This is a genomic window from Polynucleobacter sp. MG-5-Ahmo-C2, from assembly GCF_018687735.1.
GTDB lineage: Bacteria > Pseudomonadota > Gammaproteobacteria > Burkholderiales > Burkholderiaceae > Polynucleobacter.
On record NZ_CP061304.1, the window covers coordinates 106,051 to 130,931 of the forward strand.

The 24,881-nt window shown below is 44.9% G+C and carries 23 protein-coding genes and 1 tRNA gene; 11 read left to right on the forward strand and 13 right to left on the reverse strand.

Features of this window, described 5'->3' with window-relative positions; genetic code table 11:
• Nucleotides 1–15 precede the first annotated feature (15 nt).
• On the forward strand, nucleotides 16–810 hold the full coding sequence (tatC, locus tag C2740_RS00635; protein WP_215293496.1) for a twin-arginine translocase subunit TatC: 795 nt from the start codon (nucleotides 16–18) through the stop codon (nucleotides 808–810).
• Here the strand turns inward: tatC and C2740_RS00640 are convergent.
• Entirely contained in the window at nucleotides 786–2,246 is a 1,461-nt protein-coding gene (locus tag C2740_RS00640; RefSeq protein WP_215293497.1) for a tetratricopeptide repeat protein, read from the reverse strand. The two genes, tatC and C2740_RS00640, sit on opposite strands and share 25 nt — an antisense overlap.
• Nucleotides 2,247–2,453: 207 nt before the next feature.
• Between C2740_RS00640 and C2740_RS00645 the strand changes: the two genes are divergently transcribed.
• Together C2740_RS00645 and C2740_RS00650 are read left to right on the forward strand one after the other, a co-directional pair.
• Nucleotides 2,454–3,767, forward strand: coding sequence for a porin (locus C2740_RS00645; protein ID WP_215293498.1), 1,314 nt, complete (start codon nucleotides 2,454–2,456; stop codon nucleotides 3,765–3,767).
• Between the two features lie 203 nt (nucleotides 3,768–3,970).
• Entirely contained in the window at nucleotides 3,971–5,887 is a 1,917-nt protein-coding gene (locus C2740_RS00650; protein WP_215293499.1) for a tetratricopeptide repeat protein, read from the forward strand.
• A 16-nt stretch (nucleotides 5,888–5,903) separates the two neighbouring features.
• Here C2740_RS00650 and C2740_RS00655 read toward each other — a convergent pair whose 3' ends face one another.
• Together C2740_RS00655 and mscL are read right to left on the reverse strand one after the other, a co-directional pair.
• On the reverse strand, nucleotides 5,904–7,082 hold the full coding sequence (locus C2740_RS00655) for a Do family serine endopeptidase (protein WP_215293500.1): 1,179 nt from the start codon (nucleotides 7,080–7,082) through the stop codon (nucleotides 5,904–5,906).
• Nucleotides 7,083–7,103: 21 nt separating this feature from the next.
• Complete coding sequence (mscL, locus tag C2740_RS00660) at nucleotides 7,104–7,523, reverse strand: large conductance mechanosensitive channel protein MscL (RefSeq protein WP_215293501.1); 420 nt, start codon at nucleotides 7,521–7,523, stop codon at nucleotides 7,104–7,106.
• 126 nt (nucleotides 7,524–7,649) lie between these two features.
• Between mscL and petA the strand changes: the two genes are divergently transcribed.
• The 6 genes from petA to C2740_RS00690 all read left to right on the forward strand — a co-directional run bounded on the left by petA (nucleotide 7,650) and on the right by C2740_RS00690 (nucleotide 11,716).
• Nucleotides 7,650–8,252, forward strand: coding sequence for a ubiquinol-cytochrome c reductase iron-sulfur subunit (gene petA, locus C2740_RS00665; protein ID WP_215293502.1), 603 nt, complete (start codon nucleotides 7,650–7,652; stop codon nucleotides 8,250–8,252).
• A gap of 10 nt (nucleotides 8,253–8,262) precedes the next feature.
• Entirely contained in the window at nucleotides 8,263–9,663 is a 1,401-nt protein-coding gene (locus C2740_RS00670) for a cytochrome bc complex cytochrome b subunit (protein ID WP_215293503.1), read from the forward strand.
• Between the two features lie 41 nt (nucleotides 9,664–9,704).
• Nucleotides 9,705–10,478, forward strand: a complete 774-nt coding sequence (locus C2740_RS00675; RefSeq protein ID WP_371816718.1) for a cytochrome c1 — start codon at nucleotides 9,705–9,707, stop codon at nucleotides 10,476–10,478.
• Nucleotides 10,479–10,575: 97 nt separating this feature from the next.
• Nucleotides 10,576–11,187 carry a glutathione S-transferase N-terminal domain-containing protein gene (locus tag C2740_RS00680; protein ID WP_028819209.1) on the forward strand — a complete coding sequence of 204 codons (612 nt, stop codon included), beginning with the start codon at nucleotides 10,576–10,578 and terminating at the stop codon, nucleotides 11,185–11,187.
• Between the two features lie 28 nt (nucleotides 11,188–11,215).
• Nucleotides 11,216–11,623, forward strand: coding sequence for a ClpXP protease specificity-enhancing factor (locus tag C2740_RS00685; RefSeq protein WP_215293504.1), 408 nt, complete (start codon nucleotides 11,216–11,218; stop codon nucleotides 11,621–11,623).
• 17 nt (nucleotides 11,624–11,640) lie between these two features.
• Nucleotides 11,641–11,716 (forward strand) — tRNA-Thr (locus C2740_RS00690).
• Between the two features lie 53 nt (nucleotides 11,717–11,769).
• On the opposite strand, the gene C2740_RS00695 is transcribed toward C2740_RS00690, so the two are convergent.
• The gene (locus C2740_RS00695) at nucleotides 11,770–13,119 is read right to left on the reverse strand and encodes an MFS transporter (protein ID WP_215293505.1); all 1,350 of its coding nucleotides are present in this window, start codon (nucleotides 13,117–13,119) and stop codon (nucleotides 11,770–11,772) included.
• Nucleotides 13,120–13,293: 174 nt separating this feature from the next.
• Here C2740_RS00695 and C2740_RS00700 point away from each other — a divergent pair, with 174 nt between their 5' ends.
• On the forward strand, nucleotides 13,294–13,878 hold the full coding sequence (locus C2740_RS00700) for a phasin family protein (RefSeq protein ID WP_215293506.1): 585 nt from the start codon (nucleotides 13,294–13,296) through the stop codon (nucleotides 13,876–13,878).
• 78 nt (nucleotides 13,879–13,956) lie between these two features.
• Here the strand turns inward: C2740_RS00700 and rmuC are convergent, their stop codons facing one another.
• From rmuC to C2740_RS00745, 9 genes are all read right to left on the reverse strand, one after another.
• On the reverse strand, nucleotides 13,957–15,231 hold the full coding sequence (gene rmuC / locus C2740_RS00705; protein ID WP_215293507.1) for a DNA recombination protein RmuC: 1,275 nt from the start codon (nucleotides 15,229–15,231) through the stop codon (nucleotides 13,957–13,959).
• Nucleotides 15,232–15,248: 17 nt separating this feature from the next.
• Nucleotides 15,249–15,557, reverse strand: a complete 309-nt coding sequence (gene grxD, locus C2740_RS00710) for a Grx4 family monothiol glutaredoxin (protein WP_215293508.1) — start codon at nucleotides 15,555–15,557, stop codon at nucleotides 15,249–15,251.
• A gap of 99 nt (nucleotides 15,558–15,656) precedes the next feature.
• The gene (gene prmC / locus C2740_RS00715; protein WP_215293509.1) at nucleotides 15,657–16,508 is read right to left on the reverse strand and encodes a peptide chain release factor N(5)-glutamine methyltransferase; all 852 of its coding nucleotides are present in this window, start codon (nucleotides 16,506–16,508) and stop codon (nucleotides 15,657–15,659) included.
• Between the two features lie 4 nt (nucleotides 16,509–16,512).
• Nucleotides 16,513–17,592, reverse strand: coding sequence for a peptide chain release factor 1 (gene prfA, locus C2740_RS00720; RefSeq protein ID WP_215293510.1), 1,080 nt, complete (start codon nucleotides 17,590–17,592; stop codon nucleotides 16,513–16,515).
• Nucleotides 17,593–18,909, reverse strand: coding sequence for a glutamyl-tRNA reductase (gene hemA, locus C2740_RS00725; protein WP_215293511.1), 1,317 nt, complete (start codon nucleotides 18,907–18,909; stop codon nucleotides 17,593–17,595). It abuts the gene before it with no gap.
• Between the two features lie 280 nt (nucleotides 18,910–19,189).
• On the reverse strand, nucleotides 19,190–19,951 hold the full coding sequence (locus C2740_RS00730) for a uracil-DNA glycosylase (protein ID WP_215293512.1): 762 nt from the start codon (nucleotides 19,949–19,951) through the stop codon (nucleotides 19,190–19,192).
• Between the two features lie 8 nt (nucleotides 19,952–19,959).
• Nucleotides 19,960–21,741, reverse strand: coding sequence for a M61 family metallopeptidase (locus C2740_RS00735; RefSeq protein WP_215293513.1), 1,782 nt, complete (start codon nucleotides 21,739–21,741; stop codon nucleotides 19,960–19,962).
• Between the two features lie 5 nt (nucleotides 21,742–21,746).
• Nucleotides 21,747–22,463, reverse strand: a complete 717-nt coding sequence (locus C2740_RS00740; protein ID WP_215293514.1) for a DsbC family protein — start codon at nucleotides 22,461–22,463, stop codon at nucleotides 21,747–21,749.
• Nucleotides 22,456–23,730 (reverse strand): FAD-dependent monooxygenase, encoded by a 1,275-nt coding sequence (locus tag C2740_RS00745; protein ID WP_215293515.1) that lies wholly within the window; start codon nucleotides 23,728–23,730, stop codon nucleotides 22,456–22,458. Before C2740_RS00745 ends, C2740_RS00740 begins: the two co-directional genes overlap by 8 nt.
• A 40-nt stretch (nucleotides 23,731–23,770) precedes the next feature.
• Between C2740_RS00745 and ychF the strand changes: the two genes are divergently transcribed.
• The gene (ychF, locus tag C2740_RS00750) at nucleotides 23,771–24,865 is read left to right on the forward strand and encodes a redox-regulated ATPase YchF (RefSeq protein WP_215293516.1); all 1,095 of its coding nucleotides are present in this window, start codon (nucleotides 23,771–23,773) and stop codon (nucleotides 24,863–24,865) included.
• Nucleotides 24,866–24,881 lie beyond the last annotated feature (16 nt).

The following is a 24,881-nucleotide window of genomic DNA, read 5'->3' on the forward strand; positions in this document are numbered from 1 at the left end:
TAAAAATACTTTCGCATGTCAGAAAATAATTCCACTGAAGATTCAGGTTTGCAAGAATCTTTTCTTTCGCATTTATTTGAGTTGCGTGATCGTGTCATCAAATCTGCTATAGCAATTATTGTTGTGTTTGTTTGCCTGGTGTATTGGGCGCCAGATATTTTCCATTTGTTTTCACAGCCACTGCTAGATTCATTACCGGTGGGCGGCAAGATGATCGTGACGGATGTCACGGGATCTTTCTTTGTGCCCATGAAGGTCACTATGCTCGTTGCCTTCATCATTGCATTGCCAGTAGTCATGTATCAGTTGTGGGCCTTTATTGCGCCAGGCTTGTACATGCATGAGCGCAAATTGGTAATTCCATTGGTTGTAAGTAGCTATAGCTTATTTATCTTCGGCATGGCATTTGCCTATTTTTTGGTATTTCCGACCGTGTTTAATTTCATGGCCAGCTATAACGCACCGCTGGGTGCAGAGATGTCCACTGATATCGATAAATATCTCAGCTTTGCTATGAATACCTTTTTGGCCTTTGGTATTACTTTTGAAGTGCCTGTAGTGGTAGTTGTCTTAGTGCGCATGGGCATGGTGCCTTTGGCCAAGTTGAAAGAGATCCGTCCCTATGTGATTGTGGGCGCCTTTGTGATCTCTGCAGTCGTTACGCCACCCGACGTACTCTCACAACTGCTGCTGGCTGTTCCGATGACCTTACTTTATGAGTTAGGCCTATTGGTTGCGCGCTTTTATGTGCCCAAGCCTGCCGATGATGGGGCTAGCAAAGAAGATCAAGCCAGCTCAGCATCGGCTTGATTTTTAGAGCCCTTAGAAAAAGTAGCTATTAGCCAATTGGTAACGCGATCAAAATGGTAACGTCTTTGGCGTAAGTTACCTTCTATCTCTAAATCAGAACCAGCAAATGCTTTACCTGCTGCTAATAAGGCGCGACGCTGCTGAATTGTTTCAATCTGAATGAGTCGCGGCAAGATCTTTGGGAGTTCCCAGCGAATATCAACCACTACACAGTGCTCATGTTGCAGCTGACCTACGTCGCAGAGTAGCAATTCTGCTTTGCTGAAATTAAATTGATTGGCGATGACGATGCGGTGGCATAAGAGCAGCCAATCTTCATCCAATTTATGTTCAGCATGATGGTTGATAGCGTGTTCAGCATATTGCGCCAGTTCAAACCACTCATTGGATTTGATATTGGGGCAGCTCTCTAAAATTTTGCTGAGTAATTCTTTTGCTTCTGCTACGCCTTGTTGGTGTGCCTGCCATACCCAATACGACGCTTGCAAGCCGCGCACTTTTTCTTCGGACTTTTCACGTTTGCGCCAAAGATTGGCGCCTTTCCGCAACTGGGCTTCTGCGTGACCAAGATCGGCAGCACGATCAAAGCAGCGATCACTTTCTGCGGCGTTGTAGCCAGAAAATTGTGGACGGCGATAAATTTCACCAAGTACATACCAAGCATCGCGATCACCATCTTTAGCTGCGAGCTCCAACCAGTGCGCCGCTTTCTTAAGAGAGGCATTTGACTTAGTATCGCTGCCATCTAGTTGTGCAAGGCGCAGACCTAATGTCAGTTTTGCAATGGTCAACCCGTGCTCGGCAGCTTGCAGTAAAGCTTCTTCATCTTGCTTGTCGAGCCACGCATTCCATAAAGAAGATAGCACTTCATTTTTTGGTTGTAATTTAATCAGCAGTTCTTTTGCAGAGACTGTGAATGGAGAATCTATTTCAGAAAGTTCTTGTAGGTAGTCCCGAGCCAATTTTTGCAGGTCTGCGAAATCTAGATTAATGATCTGTTCAAGTGCAGGGACTGTCGTTGATTTGTTTATCCAGTCAACCAACTGTGATTGAGTTTCTTGGTAAGTTGGATTTATTAAAAGATTGGCTAGCTGCCACTTCGCCGCAAGGCTGGATTTATCTTGAGCAGTTTTTTCTGCCAATTGCCAAAATGAAGCCCAGCCGAATCCAAAGGCAGGGCTATTAAACGTCTCTGCCAATGGAATATTGGCCACTTGTGTGAAAAGTTCAGAAATTTCGTAAGTTATTGAGTGTTGGTCATCAAGTGCTTGATTTTTAATAGAAAAATAAGATTTTTCTAGCCAAATCAGTGCATTGCCGGGTTGAATGGGGGTTTTAAATGCCCCAGTCATGTAGGCTTCCGCTAATTTTTGTTGCGCCAATACATCACCTAAGCGGGCAGAACTGAGGATTTTTAGGAATTCGCGACTTGCCATATGACAATTTTGTCATCTAGAAGCCCTAAAAGACAGAAATCAAAACCCTTGTTGCCGAGATACAACGAAGAAAGCCAAAAAACTACCTTTTGACAAGCAAAAAGAGCTCCTAAATACCCTTACCCTCAGTCTAGAAGGACAAAACCAGCAAAATTCATTGGTCCCAGTCTTATCGGGCATTACTTTTAATTTTTGGAGATTTAAAGAATGAAAAAATCGCTATTAGCAGTTGCAGCTTTAGGTGCTTTTGCATCTGCTGCTCAAGCTCAGTCCAGCGTAACCGTTTACGGTGTAATGGACGTTGGCTACGTTGGTTCTAACAACCGCATTGCCAACAACACTGCCGTAAATACTGGTACTGTTTCAAGAAACACAGCAAGCGCATTTGCTGACGCAGCTGAAAGCACATCACGTTTGGGTTTCAAGGGTACTGAAGATTTGGGCGGCGGTTTGTCTGCATTCTTCACTATTGAAACTGCAATTACTCCAAACGTACAAAACGCAATTTCTTCTTCAACATCAGCTAACCGTCAAACATTTGCTGGCTTGAAAAAGAACGGCATCGGTTCCTTCGCTTTTGGTACACAGTACACAACTATTCATAACGCTGTTGCGGCATCAGATCCTGGCGCTCAAAACAACATGATGGGTAACGTTATTTATGACAAGATTACTGCCGGCGTTTCAGTAGCTGGTGGTACAGGCACCACTACTGCTGGTTCATGGCAATATGCTGGTAACCAGAACAATACTTCTTACACAGTTCGTGGCAATAACATGTTGACTCTTCAGTCAGACACGTTTGCTGGCTTTCAGGCTAACGCGTTCTACTTGTTGAATAATCAAAACGCTAACCAGAGTACTACTGTATCTGGTAACAACACTACTATTTCCGGTGGCTCTACAAACCACAGCGGTTTTGGTTTGGGCGCAAACTACAACTGGCAAAAATTATTGGTAACTGCTAACTTCCAACAGTTCACTGATAAGGCTCCGTACACACAAACTGGAACTAATCAACTTTACACATCAGGAAACCCAATCCAAAACGGTTTCGGTGGAAACTCAGCGGCAGGTACTAATGCTAAAGATAACCAGCAATACTATGCTGCTACTTATGACTTTGGTATCTTGAAGGCCTATGTACAGTACGTAAATCGTAAGACTATGGATGTGAACAATCCAAATAACTACGTTGCACGTACCGCACAGCAGATCGGTATTCGTTCTTTTGTTACTCCAGCTATTGAAGCTTGGGCAAGTGGCGGTATGGGTAAGTTGACTGTTTCTAATGCATACACTGGTAGCAATGCATTTGTTGTTAATACCGCAGGAACAGGTAGCAATGCCGCTGGTTTCGGCGCTTTCCAACTGGGTTCCAATTACTGGTTGAGCAAGCGTACAAACTTGTATGCGATCTATGGTCAGCAATACACTCGTAACCAGTCATGGACTACGAATGGCAACCCAACAAGCTATAACAGCAACGCCTACGCTTTAGGCTTGCGTCATACTTTCTAATTTACTGCTAGCGTAAGCTAGTAATAATTAGTTGCGAAGCATCAAAACCCGCTACAGAAATGTAGCGGGTTTTTTTATGTTAATCCTAATTTAGCGCCTAAAATTAAGTTTGAAAATCATCGGGTAAAGACAATTCGAAGCAAATGGCCTCCAAAATCCAAGCGCTACTATCGCGTGCAACGCAAACTTTCCAGGAGGGGCAATTGGAGGCCGCTGGAAAATTATTGTTAGAAGTGCTAGATATAGAGCATGAAAATATAGCTGCCAAGGAGTTGCTGGCGTATGTTTATGGCAGCAAAGGTGATGAGCTTCATGCTCGGCAGTTATTAAGAGAGGTCGTAGGTAGCCCTGACGCCTCATTAACTGCACTATACGAGTATGGAGCATTATTGCTTAATAGCTCTCCAGATGAGGCTATTAACCCCCTAGAGAGAGCGCTAGCGATTCAACCACACTCTTTTGAGGTGCTGCATGATTTAGCTACTGCATATGCATTTACGGGTAGGAAAAAAGAAGCTATAGAAAAGTACACTTTAGCAGCTAAATTAAATGGTAATTCTAGCGAATTGTTTTACAACATCGGGTGCCTTCATGAAGAGTTATTTGACTTCGAAAAGGCAAATTTATGTTACAGAAAGTCATTAAGCCTCGACCCTCAATTTGCTCGGCCTCTTATAAATCTGGGTTTGAATCTGAATCAGGCTGGTAAATATGATGAAGGAATTGCATTACTTGAGAAAGCTCATGCACTTCAGCCGGATGTAGATTTTATTTTTGGCCACATAATTCACGGAAAGATGCAGATAGGCTTTTGGGCAAACTATGAAAAAGATCTTGAAAGATTAAAGAATAACGTTAGCAATGGACAGAGAATAATTCATCCTCTGAATTTTTTGAGTTTAGTAGATGACCCATATCTTCAGCAGCGAGCAGCTGAAATTTATGCCCAATCTAGGCCGCACGGATCTCCACATATTCGAGAGCTCAATCAGCAGAAAAATAAAAAAATTAGAGTTGCTTATTTTTCTGCTGATTTTCAGAACCATCCGGTAACGCATTTAACTGCTGAACTGTACGAGTTGCACGATAAAGATATTTTTGAAATATATGCATTTTCATCTGGCTTCAAAACCAATGATGAACAAAGACTTCGATTAATGAAATCTTTTGATGAGTTCATTGATATCCTTAGTCTTTCTGATGATGAAGTAATCTCCCTTGCTAAATCTAAGGGAATTGATATTGCCGTAGATTTGGGAGGGTACACGGATAAGGCCCGCATCGGAGTGTTTGAGAAGCGGGTTGCCCCAGTTCAAGTAAGTTACCTTGGGTATTTAGGAACTCTTGGATCCTCATGTATGGATTACATTTTTGCAGATCACAATGTAATCCCAATTGAAAGTCAAAAGTTTTTCTCTGAAAAGATTGCCTACCTACCTCAGGGTTACCAAATCAATGATCGTCAAAGAGTTATAGCCAATAGTAAATTTACGCGTGCTCAATTTAATTTGCCAGATGAGGGCTTTATATTTTGCAGCTTTAATAATAGTTACAAGATTAATCCGGAGGTTTTTTCTAGTTGGTGTCGGATTCTCAAGAGGGTTGATGGTAGTGTTTTGTGGTTATATGAGTCGAATAGGTGGATTGCAGAGAATCTTCGCAGGGAGGCTGAGTTCAGAGGTGTGGATCCGTCTAGGCTAATATTTAGTGGGGTTTTACCCGTACCCGAATATTTGGCGAGATATAGGCTAGCAGATTTATTTTTGGATACCTTCCCCTATAACGCGGGGACCACTGCAAGTGATGCCTTGTGGTCCGGCCTGCCAGTACTTACGCGATCTGGAAAATCTTTTCCTAGCAGAATGGCGGGAAGTATTTTGAAGGCGATAGATTTGCCGGAGCTTATTACTTATTCGATTGGTGAATATGAAGAGTTTGCCGTGGAGTTGGCGACCCATAGATCAAAATTGCAATGCATCAGAAAAAAGATAGAGGCCAATAGGATGTCTGCGCCACTTTTTGATTCTCCCCAAACCACCAAAAACATTGAGAGGGCATTTCAAATAATGTACTCACGATATCTCGATGGTAAGGATCCCGAGAATATCGAGCTAGTCTAATCAGCATATTCAGTGATTAATTGATGGCTTTAGGTTTTGGCCTTTTGCCAATCTGCACTTTAAGTTCTAATGCTTTGTCCTTACGTTGTGTGCTGAGTGTTGCTTCCGATCCAGGCTTGAGTACAGAAACTCTGCTGAGTAACTCCCGTACATCTTTAATTTGCTGTCCATCAACCGCGGTTAGGACATCTCCAGGCTTTGCTCCTGCTCGGTCTGCCGGGCCTCCTTTTAGAATCCCTGAGAGCAATACTCCTTGTATTTTGGGGGAAAGCCCCATTGATTCTGCAAGCTCTTTAGATAGATTCTGAGGTTCAACGCCTATCCAACCTCTTGTAACGCTTCCGTTGCCAATAATGGACTCCATAATCTGTTTTACAAGATTTACTGGAATTGCAAAGCCAATGCCCATGGATCCACCATTGTTAGAGAAAATTGCAGTATTAATTCCTATCAGATTGCCGCGTGTATCAATGAGTGCGCCACCAGAATTTCCTGGATTAATTGCAGCATCTGTTTGGATAAAATTTTCGAATGTATTAATGCCGACATGGTCACGCCCCATCGCAGAAACTATGCCAGAGGTTACTGTTTGGCCAACGCCAAATGGATTGCCAATAGCCAGTACAACATCACCTACATGGACAGATTCAATTTTTCCAAGGGTAATTGGAGTCGGCAATTGTTTAGGGTCAATTTTCAAAACGGCAATATCTGTTTCTGGATCGCTACCAATTATTTTTGCTTTAACTTTGCGACCATCAGAAAGAGCTACATCAATATCATCCGCATCATGAATGACGTGATGGTTGGTGAGGATGATTCCTTCTGGACTTACCAGAACCCCGGAGCCCAGGCTGGAGCTGGGCTCCTCGTCTGGTGGCTGATCACCAAAAAAGAATTTAAATAAAGGGTCGGCAGGATTTTGTTTATTGCCTTTGCGCGCTTTTGTCTTTACAGAAGTCTTGCTAGTAAAGATATTGACAACAGCTGGCATCGATTTTTTGACTGCATCGTGATACGAGCCAGGACTTAGAGTGCTGCTGTCATATGAGTCCTCTTTTAATGTAACGCTGTCGACTATCGCCTCGAAGCCTTCATCAGATATCCAACTTGGTTTTAGGGTAATAACGATAAACCATGCAGCAAGAAGGATAGTTACCGTTTGTGCAAAAAGTAACCATAGGCGATTAAACATTTTTTGGTTTTCTTTGCGAGGTTATTTTTTGAGGCTGTCGCGAATCTCGCGTAGCAATACAACATCTTCTGGAGTTGGCGGTGGTGGTGTATCCATTATGCGAATCTTGTTGACGATCTTCACCATTTGAAAAATCACAAAGGCTAACAAAATGAAATTAATTGAAATGGTGATGAAATTGCCATAGGCAAAAATGGGCACCCCAGCCTTTTTGAGGGCATCGAAGGTTCTGGGCACCCCATCTGGAATATGGCCCAGGACGACAAATAGGTTTGTAAAGTCGATATGCCCCCCCAAAAGGGTCGAAATAACCGGCATAACAATGTCATTTACCAGCGAATCGACAATTTTCCCGAAGGCTCCGCCGATGATCACGCCCACTGCCAAATCAATGACATTGCCCTTTACGGCAAAGTCCCGAAATTCCTTTAAAACGCTCATTTAAACCCCACTTTTTGTTTAGAACCTGATTAACCCCATAACTTTCTTGCTTACCCCACTTTTTACTTTAAAATCCTACCTTTAAGCAATTTCCACCCATAAATACCCTTTCTAGGAATTTTGTAAATGAGTGACAAGCCCAGTATGGATAAGGATCGCCGTAATTGGCTGATCGCCACTTCGGCAGTTGGGGGCGTAGGTGCAGCCGCAGCCCTTTACCCTTTTGTAGACAGTTTTGAGCCTTCTGAGCGTGCTAAAGCCGCTGGTGCCGCTGTCGAGATTGATATTACTGGCATGAAGCCAGATGAAATGCGCATGGTTGAATGGCGCGGCAAGCCAGTGTGGGTTGTTCGTCGCACCCCAGAGCAGGTCGCCGAATTGTCAAAAATTGATAGCGAATTGGCTGACCCAGATTCATTGCGTGATCCATCTCAATTTACGCCTCCTTATGCCCAAAACCAATGGCGCTCAATCAAGCCTGAGTACTTGGTAGTGGTTGGTATCTGCACTCACTTGGGCTGCTCTCCAACGCCTAAATTTGAAGCGGGTGCACAACCCTCTTTGCCAAATACCTGGCCAGGAGGTTTCCTGTGCCCTTGCCACGGCTCTACCTTTGATATGGCAGGTCGTGTCTATAAAAATAAACCAGCCCCAGATAATCTTGAAGTTCCGCCACATATGTATTTGAGCGATACCAAGATTCTGGTTGGCGATGATAAGAAGGCCTAAGGAGAGATAAATGGCATTTCAAGAAAAACAAGTTCCAGCGGACGCCTCTGCGGCTCAAAAGCTGATGGCATGGGTTGACTCACGTCTACCGGTAACAGAAGCTTTTAAGCGTCACATGAGTGAGTATTACGCTCCCAAGAATCTTAATTTTTTCTACATTTTTGGCGCATTAGCTATCGTAGTGTTGGTAAACCAGATACTTACCGGTATTTTCTTAACCATGAACTACAAGCCTGATGCCGCCAAGGCGTTTGAGTCCGTTGAGTACATCATGCGCGAAGTTCCTTTTGGCTGGTTGATTCGTTACATGCATTCCACCGGCGCTTCGATGTTTTTCGTAGTTGTTTACATGCATATGTTCCGCGGCTTGATATACGGTTCTTATCGCAAGCCACGTGAGCTCATTTGGATCTTTGGTTGTGCAATCTTCTTGTGCTTAATGGGCGAAGCATTTTTCGGTTACTTACTCCCATGGGGTCAAATGTCCTACTGGGGCGCTCAGGTAATTGTGAACTTATTCTCCGCAATTCCATTCATTGGTCCAGACCTATCCCTTTGGTTGCGCGGTGATTATGTCGTGGGTGATGCAACTCTGAACCGCTTCTTTGCATTCCACGTGATTGCAATTCCATTGGTATTGATTGGTTTGGTTGCGGCTCATATTCTTGCTTTGCATGAAGTTGGTTCAAATAATCCAGACGGTGTTGAAATTAAAAATACACTCGATGCTAACGGGCATCCTGTTGACGGCATTCCATTTCACCCCTATTACAGCGTTCATGATGTGATGTATCTGGGCGGCTTCTTGATGGTATTTGCTTGTGTTGTATTTTTTGCCCCGGAAATGGGTGGATATTTCCTAGAAGCCAATAACTTCATACCGGCAAACCCATTTGTAACGCCATCGCATATAGCGCCTGTTTGGTATTTCACGCCGTTCTACTCAATGTTGCGTGCGACCACTTCAAACTTCTTGTTACCACTTTGGATTTTCTTAGCAGTCATTCTTGGAATGTTTGCTAAGAGCAGCAAAGACATCAAGATCAAAGGTGTTTGTGCTGCCATTGCAGTGGTATTGGCTGGCGGCTTCTATTTGTTTGATGCGAAGTTCTGGGGCGTAGTGATCATGGGCGGTTCGGTCGTGATCATGTTCTTCTTGCCTTGGCTTGATCATTCTCCTGTTAAATCCATACGCTATCGCCCACAGTTCCATAAATATATTTATGGCGTGTTTGTGGTCAGTTTTGTGATCTTGGGTTACTTGGGAATTCAGCCGCCATCACCGGTATTTGAAAAGATTTCTCAGATTTGTACTATCTACTACCTGGGCTTCTTCTTAGCAATGCCATTCTGGAGCAAACTTGGTACTTTCAAGCCAGTTCCAACCCGCGTTACTTTTGAGGCTCATTAATTCACGCCTCTGATATTGGTAAAAAGACATTAGGAACTAGTATGAAACGAATTCTTCAAACATTGATGGGCGTCTGCCAGGCAACAGTATTCGTTGCCGCCCTTGGCTTTGCGGTTGCTGCCGATGCAAATGAAGGCGGCTTTCCTTTGGATAAGGCTCCAGACCGCGTCAGCAGTAATGCTTCTTTGCAAAATGGCGCAAAGATTTTTGTGAACTACTGCTTAAACTGCCATGCAGCTTCTAGCATGCGTTACAACCGCTTGCGCGATATTGGCTTGACCGACCAGCAAATTAAAGACAACCTAATTCTTACTGATGCTAAGGTTGGCGATTTGATGACTATCGCAATGACGCCAAAAGAAGGCAAGGCTTTCTTTGGTAAGACGCCGCCAGACCTCTCTGTTGAGGCTCGTGCCCGTGGAACGGATTGGCTCTACACCTACTTCCGCACTTTCTATAAAGACGACTCTACTCAAACCGGTTGGAATAATATGGTCTATCCAAACGTAGGCATGCCCCATGTACTATGGCAGTTACAGGGTGAGCGTGCGGCAAAGTTTGAAGAGCATAAAGACCCGCATGATGAAGGCAGAATGGAAAAGGTATTCGTGGGCTTTGAGCAGTTGACCCCAGGTACCATGAAGTCGCAAGAGTATGACGACAATATCGCTGATTTAGTTGCCTTCATGTCTTGGATGGCCGAGCCAGTTCAGCTTGAGCGTAAGCGTCTTGGTGTTGTAGTGCTTTTGTTTTTAGCGATCTTTACACTCTTAGCGTGGCGCTTAAATAAGGCTTACTGGAAAGATATTCACTAATTGAATTTGATGGGCCCTGTAGCTGGGGCTCGTAAGTGAAAGATTTAACGCTGTTGTGCGTTTGTTGTATGAAGTAGAAATTTAAGGAAATAAATTTATGATGGTGTTGTACTCGGGTACTAATTGCCCATTCTCGCAACGCTGCCGTTTGGTGCTTTTTGAAAAAGGCATGGATTTTGAAATCCGCGATGTTGACTTGTTCAACAAGCCAGAAGACATTTCGGTAATGAATCCCTATGGCCAAGTTCCGATCTTGGTTGAACGCGATTTAATTTTGTATGAATCTAACATCATCAATGAGTATATTGATGAGCGTTTTCCTCATCCACAATTAATGCCGCCTGATCCTGTAGCTCGCGCACGTGCACGCCTATTCTTGTTTAATTTCGAGAAAGAGTTGTTTGTTCATGTTGCCGCATTGGAAAATGAAAAAGGCAAAGCCGCTGAAAAGACTCATGAGAAAGCGCGTTTAGCGATTCGTGATCGCTTGACTCAATTAGCTCCAATTTTCGTTAAGAATAAGTACATGCTTGGCGATGAATTCTCCATGCTGGATGTCGCGATTGCTCCATTGTTATGGCGTCTTGAGCACTACGGCATTGATCTTTCTCGCAATGCTGCAGCTCTGTTGAAATACGCTGAGCGTATTTTCAGCAGACCGGCTTATATTGAGGCTTTGACCCCTTCAGAAAAGGTAATGCGCCGCTAAGCAGTCCTAGCGGTTCATTTCAGTTGGCATGCCTGACGTTCCAAGTAATAAACCCTATCTAATCCGTGCTCTACATCAGTGGTGCACGGATTTTGGTTTTACGCCGTTTATAGCGGTGTTTGTGGATACCAGGGTTGAGGTGCCTATGGAGTTTGTCAAGAATGATGAGATCGTTTTAAATCTCGCCTTGGAGGCGTGCCATCAATTGCAGATGGAGAACGATTGGATTAGCTTTCAGGCGCGTTTTGGGGGTATTCCAAGAAAGATTATGGTTCCGGTGAGCCATGTTTTGGCTATTTACGCTCGGGAAAATGGACAGGGAATGTCTTTTCCATTTGACCCTAAGCAGGCGCGTGACTTGCATATTGCAGATTCATCAGATGCCCCCCCTGAAAAGCCTAAAACTAGCCGGCCTTCCTTGAAGATTGTGAAATAGGCTAAAATATTCACGTTGCCCCTTTAGCTCATCTGGTAGAGCAACTGATTTGTAATCAGTAGGTGGTCTGTTCGAGTCGGACAAGGGGCACCAAATACTTCAAGCCTCTAAGACAAAAGTCTTAGAGGCTTTTTCCTTTTAGTGCTCTAGAGATTCAAGTTGACTTTATTGGTCTCAGGTAAATATAGAAGTGCAACAATCGCTGCGCCTGTTAAAAAGATTGTTGGATACCAAAGTCCAGCTAAATCACCCCCCCATATTTGATTCAACCAGGTCACAATTAGTGGTAGAAGTCCGCCTATCCAGCCTGCTGCAAGGTTGTGAGGGAGGGTTGCAGCACTATTGCGAGTTTTAGCTGGAAATAGCTCTGCTAGAAGTGCGGTTTGTGGGCCAACAACCAATGCAAGCGCTAAAGATAAACAAATTAAAAGCAGCCCGATCAAGATAACTGAGCCGTTGACATCAGGCGCCATAAGATATTCTTCACTTAAAGATTGCAGCACTTGGAATGCGGGTCGAATGAAAATTGCACCCAACAAAAGTCCGCCGATTACAACTGGCTTTCGCCCCACTTTATCCGAAAGCCAGCCAGCAAAAAGTGTTAGCGGGAACAAAGCTAAGGTTGCATAAATACTTAGTTGGTCTACTAGCACCGCTGGTAGTTTGGCTGAAGTCTTTAAAAAGATTGCTGTGTAAACCTGTACGCAGAAAAATAGTACGGCTCCACCAGCAGAGATGCAGAAGAAAAGTAAAAACATTCGCTTGCGTGTTTCCGGATCTCGAAAATTACTAAGTAATGGATTCTCCGTTTTTTGATTGCATTTACTGAGCTCCAAAAATACAGGTGTTTCCTCCAGCGCCATGCGCGCTTTACATGCAATGAGCAACAATAAAATAGAAATCCAAAAGGGCACTCGCCACCCCCATTCCTGGAATTCTTCTGGCGAGAGATAACTTCGCAGAAGTGCGATTTGCAAAGTAGAAAACAGAATTCCAAGTGGGCCCATTAGTTGTAGAAAGCTAGTCTTGAATCCCCTGTGTTCGTTGCCGGCATGTTCGGTTAGGTATACGGCGCTGCCACCAATTTCACCACCGGCAGATAAGCCCTGAAGTAAGCGCAAAGCAACTAGCAAAATTGGCGCCCAGATTCCAACTTGGGCATAGGTAGGTAGGAGGCCGACGCAAACAGTTGCAAATCCCATCAAGGCAATCGTGATCATAAATACTGGTTTGCGACCAATACGATCGCCCATAGAGCCAAAAATGGCGGCACCGATGGGGCGAACTATCATCCCAACGCCAAAAGTGGCGAGGCTTGCTAATAGGCCTGCGCTTGGGTCGCTGGAAGGGAAGAAGAGAGGGGCAAAAACAACCGCTAATGTAGCAAAAGTCAGAAAGTCATACCACTCTAAAAAAGTTCCAAAACAGGCGGCAATCGCTATTTTTCGGTAAGAATGAGAATCTTGTAATTTTTTTAAGTTATTGATTTTATTCAATTTAATTCTTTTTATAAAATATTTGTTGCAAAGCAGCAAAAAGTTCTTGATTTGTCATTTTCGTTCAGTTACAGTTTGATGGTGCAGTGCAGTATTTGGGGTATCGAAACTTTTCTGATCCCTAAATCGCGCACCCAATGAACTAGTTTTACCACTTAATTTATGGAGAAATACATGAACCAAGACCAAATCGCCGCTAAATTGTCCCAAATTAATAGCAAAGGCCTCGAGGCTTCCTTTTCTTTAAGCGAAGCTGCTTTGGAAAACGCTCAAAAATTAGCTGAATTGAACTATGCAGCCTCTAAAGATGTTTTGGTAAATGCTCAAGACGGTATTCAACAAGTTTTGACAGCTAAAGATCCAAAAGAAGTGACCGAACTTCTCAATGCTGACACATTACAAGCTGCCGGCGATCAAGCGGTTGCCTATCAAAAGAGGGTAGCTAAAGTATTGCGTGACGGCAATAAAGAATTTGCAAACGTAGTTGATGCAAGCATCGACCATTTGCAAGATGGTTTCCAGGATTGGATTAATACTGTTGCCGCTAATGCACCTGCTGGCTCCGACGTATTTCTATCTTCCTTCAAGACTGTCTACGGTAGCGCGTTGCAAGGCTTTGAACAGTTCCGCGCTGCTAGCAAAGAAGCTTTTGCTACTGCAGAAAAAACTGCTGATCAAGCAATCGACGCCGTGCAAGGTCAAATCTCACAGGTTAAGAAATCTGCCACACCCGCATCACGTGCACGTAAATCTGCTTAATTAAGTCCAGATTTAGAGGTAGGTTTTCAATAAGGCCCCGCTTGGTCAGAACTAGGCGGGGCTTTGCTTTATAGCGATTTATTCAGAATCTGCAGAAGATTCAATCAATGGCATGGATAAATTTTTGCTAGGCTTGACGCCTAGCTCGCGAACCTTCTCAGCAGAGCGAATGAGATTGCCTTTACCAGACTTCAGTTTATTAAAGGCGTCGTGATAACTGGTTTGGGCTTGATCTAAACGTTGCCCAAGCTTCTCTAAATCCTCTACAAAACCCACAAACTTGTCGTACAGATTGCCACATTGTTTTGCAATTTCAAGTGCATTACGGTTTTGTTGATCCTGTCTCCATAAATGAGCCACAGTCCGTAAGGTTGCCATTAAAGTGCTTGGGCAAACCAAAACGATATTTTTGGCTAAAGCTTCTTGATAGAGATTGGGCGCAGTCTTTAGTGCCAATAAAAATGCCGGCTCAATTGGCACAAACATCAAGACAAAATCGACTGAGCCAGTGCCATATAGCGAGCTGTAGTTCTTTCCAGAAAGGCCTTGAATATGTTGGCGTAATGATTGGATGTGTGCTGCCAATTCTTGCTCTGCCACAGCTGGATCAGTAGTCTCAGCATGTCTTGCATAAGCAGTAATGGATACCTTGCTATCAACCACGAGACTTCTGCCTTCAGGAAGTTTAATGACAACGTCAGGCTGAAGACGAGATCCATCGGATTGAGTATGACTATCTTGCACAACATACTCTTCACCCTTGCGTAGGCCAGAAGATTCGAGGATTGACTCAAGAACAAGCTCGCCCCAATTGCCCTGCACTTTTGAATCGCCTTTAAGGGCTTGAGTTAAAGAACGTGTTTCATCAGACATGCGTAGATTGAGATTGGCTAAGCGCTCGATCTCGCTCTTAAGGGCAAAGCGTTCGCGAGCCTCGTTGCCATAAGAGGTGCTTACCTGCTCTTTAAACTCAGTAAGCTTAGTTTGTAGTGGCTTTAGTAACGCATCTAGGCTTGCTGCATTTTGCTCGGTAAAGCGCTTAGACTTGTCTTCTAAAATATCATTAGCTAGATTCTTAAACTGGTTTGTGAGGGCCTCTTTGGCCTCATTGAGAGACTCGATTCTTCCGAGTCCCTGTTTGCGCTCAGAGTCTAACTCTGCTTCAAGTCGAATAGCATTTTGTAGGGCTTGGTCACGTTCTGTCCGCAGACCAATCGCAAGAGCTGCTTCCGTTTGGGCTTGCTGCTCTGTTCGTGCTAGAGCAGAGCGTAAGTTCAGCGCATAAACCAAAAGGCCTGCACATAAAGCAAATGGCAGGCCAAACAGCAGAAGTGAGCTTAGATCAAAAGTCACGGGCAAATGGAAGAGACTTAAGCCTTGACTAATTTTTGCAGCTCACCAGACTGGAACATTTCAGTCAGGATATCTGAGCCGCCAATGAACTCACCATTGATATAGAGCTGAGGAATCGTTGGCCAATTAGCATATTCCTTAATACCTTGGCGGATTTCGGCATCTTCTAATACGTTCACGGTATGGAGTTTTTCAACACCGCTAGCGCGTAAGATATTGATAGCATTACCAGAGAAGCCGCACTGAGGAAACTGCGCCGTTCCCTTCATAAAGAGTACAACTGGGTGGCTGGTAACGATTTCTTTGATTTGGGCTTGTGTATCCATAAATTCTTTCTTAACGAGCAGTAATTCTGTAAAAAGGGTTTGCAATTCTCTTGGGTAGATTTTAAGACTATATGCGGAAAAAGGTTATTTAAAGCCTCATTACCCGCCTGAATTTCTACCGGAGGCGACTCGGCGATGTCCCGCTAAATCTAAATGCGTTTGAATATCACATAGACCAACGGATTTCATCAGATCAAGGACAGCATCCGATTGATCAAAGCCATGTTCAACAGCGATTAAGCCATTGAGATTGAGATGATCTTTAGCGCCATCAATAATTGTTTTTAGGCAGCTCAGTCCACCAGCGTGATCGGTAAGAGCCGAGATGGGCTCAAAGCGCAAGTCACCTTGTTTTAAGTGGGGATCTTGGCTGTTGATATAGGGTGGGTTGCTCAGAATGATGTCAAAGCGATTCTCATCACTTAAAGCCTCATACCAGTTACCCTCAATTAATTGAACTTGAGTTTCAAGACCTAAAAGTATGGTATTGGTTTTTGCAATAGCTAAAGCTTCGGTTGAATGATCGGCGGCTGTTACTAATACATGAGGGGCTGAATGTGCGACTGCTAGAGCAATGGCTCCAGACCCCGTTCCTAAATCTAATACTGATGCTGAACCCTGCAAGCGTTTAATTTCTCGCAGACCAATTTCAACCAGAAGCTCGGTTTCAGGGCGCGGTATTAGAACACCTGGAGCAACAGATAACTCGATATTGTAAAAACCTTTTTTGCCAACAAGGTAGGCAATCGGTTCACCCTGAAGTCTCTTAGACTCAAATCTCTTCCACTCATCCAGTGCCTGGCTATTAAGCCCTAAATCATCGTGCGATAGTAAGGCAGAGCGTGGAAGTTGGTAGTGCTTTTCAAGAATGTAGGCCATCAAAATTTTGGCTTCATTAGGGGCAAGTGCTGAGGCCCTCAGCAAGGAGCGTAGGCTTAAATCTTCACTCACAGATTTAGTTGTCACCCAGTGCTGCAAGCAATTCTGCTTGGTGTTCAGATGCCAATGCATTGCAGAGATCATCAATATCCCCATCCATCATGGCATCTATCTTATAGAGCGTCAGATTGATGCGGTGATCGGTAATTCTTCCTTGTGGGAAGTTATAGGTGCGAATGCGATCACTGCGATCGCCCGAGCCAATTAAGGATTTCCTGGTTTGCGCCTCTAGCTGATGCTTCTCTCGTTCGCGTGCATCCATAATTCGTGACACAAGTACCTTCATTGCCTGCTCACGATTACGATGTTGGCTACGGTCATCTTGACACTCCACTACAGTACCAGTCGGTAAGTGGGTGATACGAACTGCAGAATCGGTTTTGTTGATGTGCTGACCACCCGCACCAGAGGCGCGGAAAGTGTCGATACGTAACTCTGCGGGATTAATTTTTACCGCTTCCAATTCATCTGCTTCTGGCATCACCGCCACAGTACAAGCTGATGTGTGAATGCGTCCTTGAGTTTCTGTCTGGGGAACGCGTTGCACGCGGTGGCCGCCTGACTCAAATTTCAGCCGTGAGTACACTGCTTGGCCAACTAAGCGAAGCACAACCTCTTTATAACCACCCAAATCAGATTCGGCGGCACTAACTACTTCTACTTTCCAGCCTTGGCGTTCTGCAAAGCGGGTATACATGCGCAATAAGTCGCCTGCAAACAGCGCACTTTCATCGCCACCAGTGCCTGCTCTAATTTCTAAGAAGACATTTCGCTCATCGTTCACGTCTTTTGGTAATAAGAGTTTTTGTAGGGCTCCCGCAAGCTCTTCCATGGTAGCTAAAGCCTGCTTTTGTTCTTCGTCAGCAAAATCCTTCATTTCAGGATCTTTGCGCATTTCCTCTGCTGCTTGTGCGTCTGCCTCGGCTTGCTTGTATAGACCAAATTGCTCAACAACCGAAGCAATATCAGAATGTTCGCGCGTGAGCTTCCTATAAGCATCCATATCCTTGGTGGCTTCTTCGGAGGTTAAAAGGGAGTTAAGTTCGGCTAAGCGCGTGTCTAGATGATCTAGCTTAGCCCGCATGCTGGGCTTCATCTAATGATCTTCTGGCTTAGTGTGTGAGGCAAATAGTTTGGGTAAGAGCTTAATCAGAGCATCACGCTCAGCGCCATTGGAGTGTTGTAATGCATGAAGAGAACCATGCAAGAATTTGTTGGTTAATCCCTGAGCCATTGCATTCAGTACTTCTTGTGGATCATCGCCACGCATTAAGCGTTTCATGGCACGTTCTAATTCAAGCTGTCTTAAGCGTTCACCCTGCAGCTGAATATCCTGAATGATGGGCACGGCATTGCGTCCTTGCATCCAATGCATAAAGTTGCCAACGCGATCTTCAATGATGGCTTCAGCTTGACTTACCGCAGCTTGACGTAAATTAGCGCCAGTCTGAATCATGACGCCGAGGTCATCTACAGTGTAGAGATACACATCATCTAGTCGTGAGATTTCTGGCTCAAAGTCACGGGGAACCGCAAGATCTATCATCACCATCGGTTTATGGCGGCGCTGTTTAAGAGCGCTCTCCACCATGCCTAAACCAATGATAGGTAAAGATGAGGCAGTACTGGAAACAATAATGTCGAATTCATGTAGACGCCCTGGAAGCTCAGAGAGTTTGAATGATTCGGCTTCTATAGCTTGCGCAGAGATGGAGTCTGCCAATTCTTGGCCGCGTTCAATAGTCCGGTTAGCAATTGCAACATTTTTGGGCTTATGTGCTACAAAGTGTGTAGCACATAAGCTGATCATGTCCCCAGCACCAATAAATAAAATGCGCTGATCAGCAATCTTTTCAAAAATGCGCTCCGCAAGGCGAACAGATGCAGCGGCCATTGAAATTGAATGCGTGCCAATTTCAGTAGAGCCACGAACCTCTTTAGCAACAGCAAATGTTTTCTGAAAAAGTTGATTGAGATAGGTTCCCAACACGCCTGCATCATTTGCAGTGCGAACCGCATCTTTCATTTGACCCAAAATCTGAGTTTCGCCAATCACCATAGAATCTAATCCACAAGCAACTCTAAAAGCATGGCGAACCGCATCAGATTGTGGCAAGGAATAAATATGAGGTTGAAGGCTACTTGGAGCTAGCTGTTGAGTTTTAGCAAGCCAATCAAAAGTGGCTTCATGAAGGAGGTCGGCAGCGCTGGCATCATTTGCCGCGCAGTACACCTCAGTGCGGTTACAGGTTGATAAAATCGTAGCTTCTGGCAGCCCGGCCTGATTCGCGCCAAGCAAATGTTGGCGTAAATCATGCAACGCTTCTTGAAGAAATTCAGGGTCGAAGGCGACCTTTTCCCGAATGGCGACCGGCGCTGTGTGATGATTGATGCCGAGTGTCAACAACTTCATAATGGCGATTATAGATTTGATGACGGCATTAATGGAGGTATCAATGGGGTTTTTAGCTTTTCTGCTAATTGGAGGTGTTTCTGGGGCTTCTGCCTGGATCTTTTACCCAGGCCAAGCCAGTGGGCCAAATCTGGTAAAGCTTCTGTTGGCGGTGCTTATGGGCTTTATATCTGCCTTGCTGAGCTCATACCTAGGCCAGTACTTGGGATTTTTTCAGCCTGGCCAGATGTTGGAGTGGCTAAGTGCCATTTTTGCCTCTTGCCTGGTGGGGTGCATCTACTCAGCTTTTGCCAAATAGGTCTGTCTGGGGTGCTCCACCAACCCAAATAATTTCTTTTTTACCCAGCTCCCTAAGCCATTTATTGGTTTTGCTGAAATGCCCGCAGCTAGCTCTTGCCCCTGGCTCTAAAAAAGGCTTGTCTGTTTTGTAAACACCTAAACCAGAGGGGTGGGAAGACTGCAAAATGAATTGATCGATACCAGATTCAATCAACGGTAATTTAGATTGTGCGTGTCCGCCCCAGAGCATCCAAACTAATTGCGGCCTCTGTGCAGCCAAAGCAGAAATGAGTCGATCGATCAAACTCTTCCAGCCAAGGTTAGCGTGGCTACCTGCCTCACCTAATCTCACACTTAAGGCTGTATTGAGAAGCAGCACTCCTTGCTTTGCCCAGGCATGGAGATCACCATTGGGTAGGTGACCAAATCCCTCAAGAGCAAGTGCTTTGCTAATGTTGCGTAAGGAGCTTGGAAATTCTCGAGAGTTAATAGGGATACTAGCGGGAATTGAGAACGCCAATCCCTGAGCAAGGCCCGGTGAGTGATAAGGATCTTGCCCCAGAATCACAGCCTTAACAGATTGAACGGGAGTCAATTCAAATGCTCGAAAAAAATGACTCGGCTCTGGCCGGATGATTTTTGGATCTACATCAAGGGCGACTTGTAAATTGGTTTCTAATTCTTGCCAGGCGGTAGAGTCAAAATAATCACCCAGTAATTTGCGCCAATCTCCCGGAATGTCGTCTTTAGAAAAAGTGGACATCTATGAAATTAAGAGTTCGCGCTATTGGCGATGAGCTCATATTGCGTAGGTAGTTGACTTGCGTGCAAGCTTGCGATGCGCTCATGTTCTAAATCATCGCGATAGAAGCAAAAGTGAATATTTTGCGTTTCAGTAAGGCCAGCAAGAATCTTATCTAGGCGTGTATTGGTGACGCGTTGACCATTGATACTAGCAAGAAGATCACCAGGTGCCAGGCCCGCTAACTGTCCGGCTCCGCCATCCAAGACATGCGTTACTTTTAGCCATCCATTGGTATCGGAATGTCGCATTCCAAGCTGCAGCTTGATCTTCTCTAATTTGGAGTGCGTTTTTTGTTTTACTGCAATTAACTTAGAGGTGATCCATTTCTGAATTGGAATATCTTCTGTGCCAAAAATATAGCGTGCTTTCATGTCGGTCCAGGTTTTCAAAAAACCAACCCCAAGTAATTCATCAACCAAACTATCTAAGCCATCCTCGGCAATACCGTCGAGTGTGACGCCATGTCTTTGCCAAATTAAACGCATGAGGTCATCTAGTGATTTCTTATTTTTTGAGAAGGTCCGAATTTGTAGGTCCAGACCTAGCGCAAATAGGGCGCCCTTACTGTAGTAACTCACTACTGCATTAGGGGTGTTTTCATCGGCTTGGTAATACTTGGTCCAGGCGTCAAATGAGCTATCTGTCAGGCTCTGTTTATGTCTTCCCGGACCACGAAGGATGCTATTCCAATTATTAGAAACTAGCCCTAAATAAGTTTTGAGATCAATGCGTTTACTGCGTAATAGCTGGAGATCATCATAGTAACTAGTAAAGCCCTCAAACAGCCAAAGCAAACCAGTGTGATTGCGCTTGCTTAAATCATAAGGCTGAAATGCTCTTGGCTGAATGCGCTTGACTAACCAGGCATGAAAATATTCATGACTACATAAACCTAAAAACTCACGATAGACGGTTTCATCAAGCGGTGCATCTTGTTGCGGAATCTGGTCGCGGCGGCATAGTAGTGCTGTGCTGTTGCGATGTTCAAGTCCACCATAGCCATTCAGTAATGTATTGACTAGAAAGAGATAGTTTGCAAATGGAGCTTGATGGGTTTTGGGGTCAAATAAATTAATCGTGCAAGAACAAATAGCTTGCAAGTCTTGTGCAAGGCGCTTTGCGTCAATTGTATTAATGCATCCCTGAATCGCCATACTGTGTGGAATGCCATTTGATTCCCAGCGAACCATCTGAAATTCACCCATGGCAACGGGGTGATCAAGAAGGTCATCATAATTCTGTGCAAGGTAAAAACCAAATCCACGCTCGTCGGTTTTCGCTTCCCTTAAACCTGTTTGCACTGACCAATGCTCTGGAAAGCTGGCGTCTGGTGGCGCAATAGCAAGCGAGCAAGGCGTATTATTTTGACCTATGACCTCAAGACATAGGCTGCTTGCGTTGAAGAACCCGCGTTCAGTATCAAGATAAGCAGCGCGTACGGAGGAATCATAGGCATATACCGTCGTGATCACTTCAATTGCACTATTTTCTTTTGGTAAGCGCCACTGATCGTTATTGAGTCTGTCTAGAGGAAGCTTTTTCTTTGTACTCACTGAATAGGCCTCAATCGATTCAATCTGCTTACTAAAGTCTCGAATCAAATAGCTTCCCGGAATCCATGTTGGCATCTGCAATATCTGCCCTTCTGGGTCAGGATTCACAATGTGCAGCTTCACTTGGTAGCGATGACCATGAAGGTCTGCCGGCCATACGGTGTATTGAATTTCTGGAAGATCTGCTGTATTCATGATGTTTATTTCAGTGAACTCAATTTCTTTTCAATATCACCAATCTGAACTGCGCCAGGGAAGCGGCTGCCGTCAGTAAAGAAAAGAGTGGGTGTTCCTGTGATGCCATAGGTTTTTGCAAAAACGACATTCTTATCAAGTGGAGTAGCGCAATCAGTTTTACCACTTGGGCTGATGCCGTTAATCATCCAGTCGATGTATGCCTTGTATGGATCTGATGAGCACCAAATTTGTTTTGATTTTTGGGCTGAGTCGGGCGACAGGATGGGAACGAGGTAGGTATATACGGTAACGTTATCCAATTGTTGCAGGGATTTTTCTAAACGCTTGCAGTAGCCACAATTAGGATCCGAAAATACAGCTAGCTGACGGCTGCCATTACCGCGCACAGTTTTGATAGCGTTAGCTTGATTTAAGTCAGTCCACTTAATGCGATTTATATCAGCCTGCCTTTGCTCAGTAATATTTTTGCCAGTCGCTAATTCAATGATTTCACCCTGAATTAAATATTTCCCAGAGGCATCCGTATAAAAAACTTCATTACCAACCAATACCTCATACAAGCCTGGAACTGGCGCTGCTGACACGCCTCTCACTTTTACATTTGTACCCAGCTTTTTTTGTATCTCCATTTTGATTTGCTGTTCAACTTGTGCATTCGCAGAACCAGTGAAGAGGAGGATGGAGGAGATAAAAGCTAGTGCTGATAACAAGTTAATCAAAATCAATGTCTCCTAGAGCGCGTTCAATGAGGCGCTGTTTAATAAAATGGCTTTTATTAACTAAGCCAAGGCCCCAGTTACGTAGTTGTCGTTCAGTATTGCTGCTTGCAGAAAATAGTTTCTTGAGTTTGTCAGTGACCCACAAGAGTGCGCTCGTATCGCCTTGGCGTTGACGCTCGTAGCGACGCAGTAATACTGCATCGCTTGGTGAGCGGAAAGATTCGCGTTTACCAAGAATGTTGAGTAAGACAGCAACATCGCGCAAGCCCAAGTTGAGGCCTTGCCCTGCCAGGGGGTGCATCACATGAGCCGCATCGCCAATAAGGATAACTTTAGGCGTTACTTCTGGACCAATAAACCGTTTAGCCTGAATCTTCCTTAGCGGATGGGCCGCCGGGGTCGAGTTGAGGGTGAGCTCACCTAATTGTTTGCCAATGGCGCCGTTCGCAATCGAGCTAAATCGCTCTTGCCATTGGATTTGATCTAGGTTTAATAAATCTATCGCATGCTCAGGGGAGGTTGACCACACCATTGATACTTGCTTGCCGGGCAAGGGGAGCATCGCCACAATATCGCCGCCGGGCAAGAACCACTGAAAGGCTGTTTCAAGATGAGGGTAAGTGCAATTCCAGTTGGCAACTACAGCGCTTTGGGAGTAGCTCTCTTCGCTGGTAGTGATGCCAAGTGATGCCCGAATAGGAGAGTTGGCGCCATCAGCAGCAATAATGAGTTGTGCACGAATGGCCTCACCATTTTTTAGATGTAGCGTACCGCCATCAGCATCAACTTCTAGTCTTTCAATAGCATCACTAATGCGCTCCAACTTATTTTGAAAACGGGATGCTTGATCGAGCGTGTGTTCAATGAGGTTAGATTCGCCAATCCAGGCTAATTGCGGAGTACCTGCTTCGAAGGCAGACAGGTGAAGTTGATCATCTTTTTCACCACGGTCACCGTAGATACGCATATCGCGCACTGACTGCATGCGACTATGATCTAGCGCATCCCAAATTTGTAAATGAGCCAACAGTTTTTGGCTGCTGGGCGAAAAAGCATAGATACGTTGACCCCATTGATGGCCCTGAGGGCTTGGCGTGGCCTGACCAAGATCAGGTGCGATTTCAATGGTTTTGAGGCCAAGCTGGGCTAAGCCCAGCGCGCAGGCCTTGCCAGCAATACCTCCGCCAACTACGACAACGTCTACAGAACGGGTTTTAGCCGAATGCGTAGGGGAATTTGGTGGGCTATTTGCGTAAACTTCTGACATAACTCGATGATATCGAAACCAGGCCCTTTACAATAATGCTATGTCTTTGAAATGTGGCATCGTCGGCCTGCCTAACGTCGGCAAATCTACCCTCTTTAACGCGCTTACCAAAGCTGGAATCGCAGCGGAAAACTATCCTTTCTGCACGATTGAGCCCAATGTAGGCGTAGTTGAGGTTCCTGACCCCCGTCTCGCCGCCTTGGCTGAGATTGTGAAGCCTGAGCGCATCCTGCCTGCCGCAGTCGAGTTTGTCGATATTGCAGGTTTGGTAGCTGGTGCCTCCAAAGGTGAGGGTCTCGGAAATCAATTTTTAGCCAATATTCGAGAAACGGATGCAATTACCCATGTGGTTCGTTGCTTTGAGGATCCGAATGTGATTCACGTCGCAGGCAAGATTGACCCTATCGCCGATATTGGTGTGATCGATACGGAATTGGCACTATCAGATTTAGCAACAGTTGAGAAAACACTCAATCGTTCTAGTAAGGCTGCCAAGTCTGGTAACGACAAAGAGGCAGCAGCCTTGGTTGCAGTCCTTACTAAAGTCCAGGCTCACCTTGATTTAGCGCTACCAGTGCGGAGTCTGAATTTGAGCGAGGAAGAGCTTCTATTGATTAAGCCATTGTGTTTAATCACTGCTAAACCAGCAATGTATGTTGCAAACGTCAAGGAAGATGGCTTTACTAATAATCCACATCTTGAAGCAGTAAAGCAACACGCCGCAAAAGAAAAGGCTCCGGTGGTTGCTGTTTGTGCGGCAATTGAGGCAGAGATTGCTGATTTGGATGATGTCGATAAAACAGAATTCTTGGCTGACCTGGGCATGGAGGAGCCTGGCTTAGATCGCGTTATTCGTGCTGGCTACTCATTGCTTGGTTTGCAAACTTACTTTACAGCCGGGGTTAAAGAAGTGCGCGCCTGGACTATTCATCAAGGCGATACTGCGCCGCAGGCTGCTGGCGTTATTCATACAGACTTTGAGCGCGGCTTCATTCGTGCGCAAACTATTGCTTATGATGACTTCATTCAATTTAAGGGTGAGGCTGGAGCTAAAGAGGCTGGCAAGATGCGCGCTGAAGGCAAGGAATATGTTGTTAAGGATGGGGACGTATTGAACTTCTTGTTCAATGTTTAAGCAGTCGATATATCTT

What these genes read in the sequence shown, in the direction of transcription:
- C2740_RS00730 (WP_215293512.1), bottom strand. Translation starts at nt 19,951, where the DNA reads ATGTCCACTTTTTCTAAAGACGACATTCCGGGAGATTGGCGCAAATTA.
- grxD (WP_215293508.1), bottom strand. Translation starts at nt 15,557, where the DNA reads ATGGATACACAAGCCCAAATCAAAGAAATCGTTACCAGCCACCCAGTT.
- C2740_RS00645 (WP_215293498.1), top strand. Translation starts at nt 2,454, where the DNA reads ATGAAAAAATCGCTATTAGCAGTTGCAGCTTTAGGTGCTTTTGCATCT.
- C2740_RS00680 (WP_028819209.1), top strand. Translation starts at nt 10,576, where the DNA reads ATGATGGTGTTGTACTCGGGTACTAATTGCCCATTCTCGCAACGCTGC.
- C2740_RS00735 (WP_215293513.1), bottom strand. Translation starts at nt 21,741, where the DNA reads ATGAATACAGCAGATCTTCCAGAAATTCAATACACCGTATGGCCGGCA.
- C2740_RS00640 (WP_215293497.1), bottom strand. Translation starts at nt 2,246, where the DNA reads ATGGCAAGTCGCGAATTCCTAAAAATCCTCAGTTCTGCCCGCTTAGGT.
- ychF (WP_215293516.1), top strand. Translation starts at nt 23,771, where the DNA reads ATGTCTTTGAAATGTGGCATCGTCGGCCTGCCTAACGTCGGCAAATCT.
- C2740_RS00675 (WP_371816718.1), top strand. Translation starts at nt 9,705, where the DNA reads ATGAAACGAATTCTTCAAACATTGATGGGCGTCTGCCAGGCAACAGTA.
- hemA (WP_215293511.1), bottom strand. Translation starts at nt 18,909, where the DNA reads ATGAAGTTGTTGACACTCGGCATCAATCATCACACAGCGCCGGTCGCC.
- C2740_RS00670 (WP_215293503.1), top strand. Translation starts at nt 8,263, where the DNA reads ATGGCATTTCAAGAAAAACAAGTTCCAGCGGACGCCTCTGCGGCTCAA.
- prfA (WP_215293510.1), bottom strand. Translation starts at nt 17,592, where the DNA reads ATGAAGCCCAGCATGCGGGCTAAGCTAGATCATCTAGACACGCGCTTA.
- C2740_RS00685 (WP_215293504.1), top strand. Translation starts at nt 11,216, where the DNA reads ATGCCTGACGTTCCAAGTAATAAACCCTATCTAATCCGTGCTCTACAT.
- mscL (WP_215293501.1), bottom strand. Translation starts at nt 7,523, where the DNA reads ATGAGCGTTTTAAAGGAATTTCGGGACTTTGCCGTAAAGGGCAATGTC.
- C2740_RS00745 (WP_215293515.1), bottom strand. Translation starts at nt 23,730, where the DNA reads ATGTCAGAAGTTTACGCAAATAGCCCACCAAATTCCCCTACGCATTCG.
- tatC (WP_215293496.1), top strand. Translation starts at nt 16, where the DNA reads ATGTCAGAAAATAATTCCACTGAAGATTCAGGTTTGCAAGAATCTTTT.
- petA (WP_215293502.1), top strand. Translation starts at nt 7,650, where the DNA reads ATGAGTGACAAGCCCAGTATGGATAAGGATCGCCGTAATTGGCTGATC.
- C2740_RS00700 (WP_215293506.1), top strand. Translation starts at nt 13,294, where the DNA reads ATGAACCAAGACCAAATCGCCGCTAAATTGTCCCAAATTAATAGCAAA.
- C2740_RS00655 (WP_215293500.1), bottom strand. Translation starts at nt 7,082, where the DNA reads ATGTTTAATCGCCTATGGTTACTTTTTGCACAAACGGTAACTATCCTT.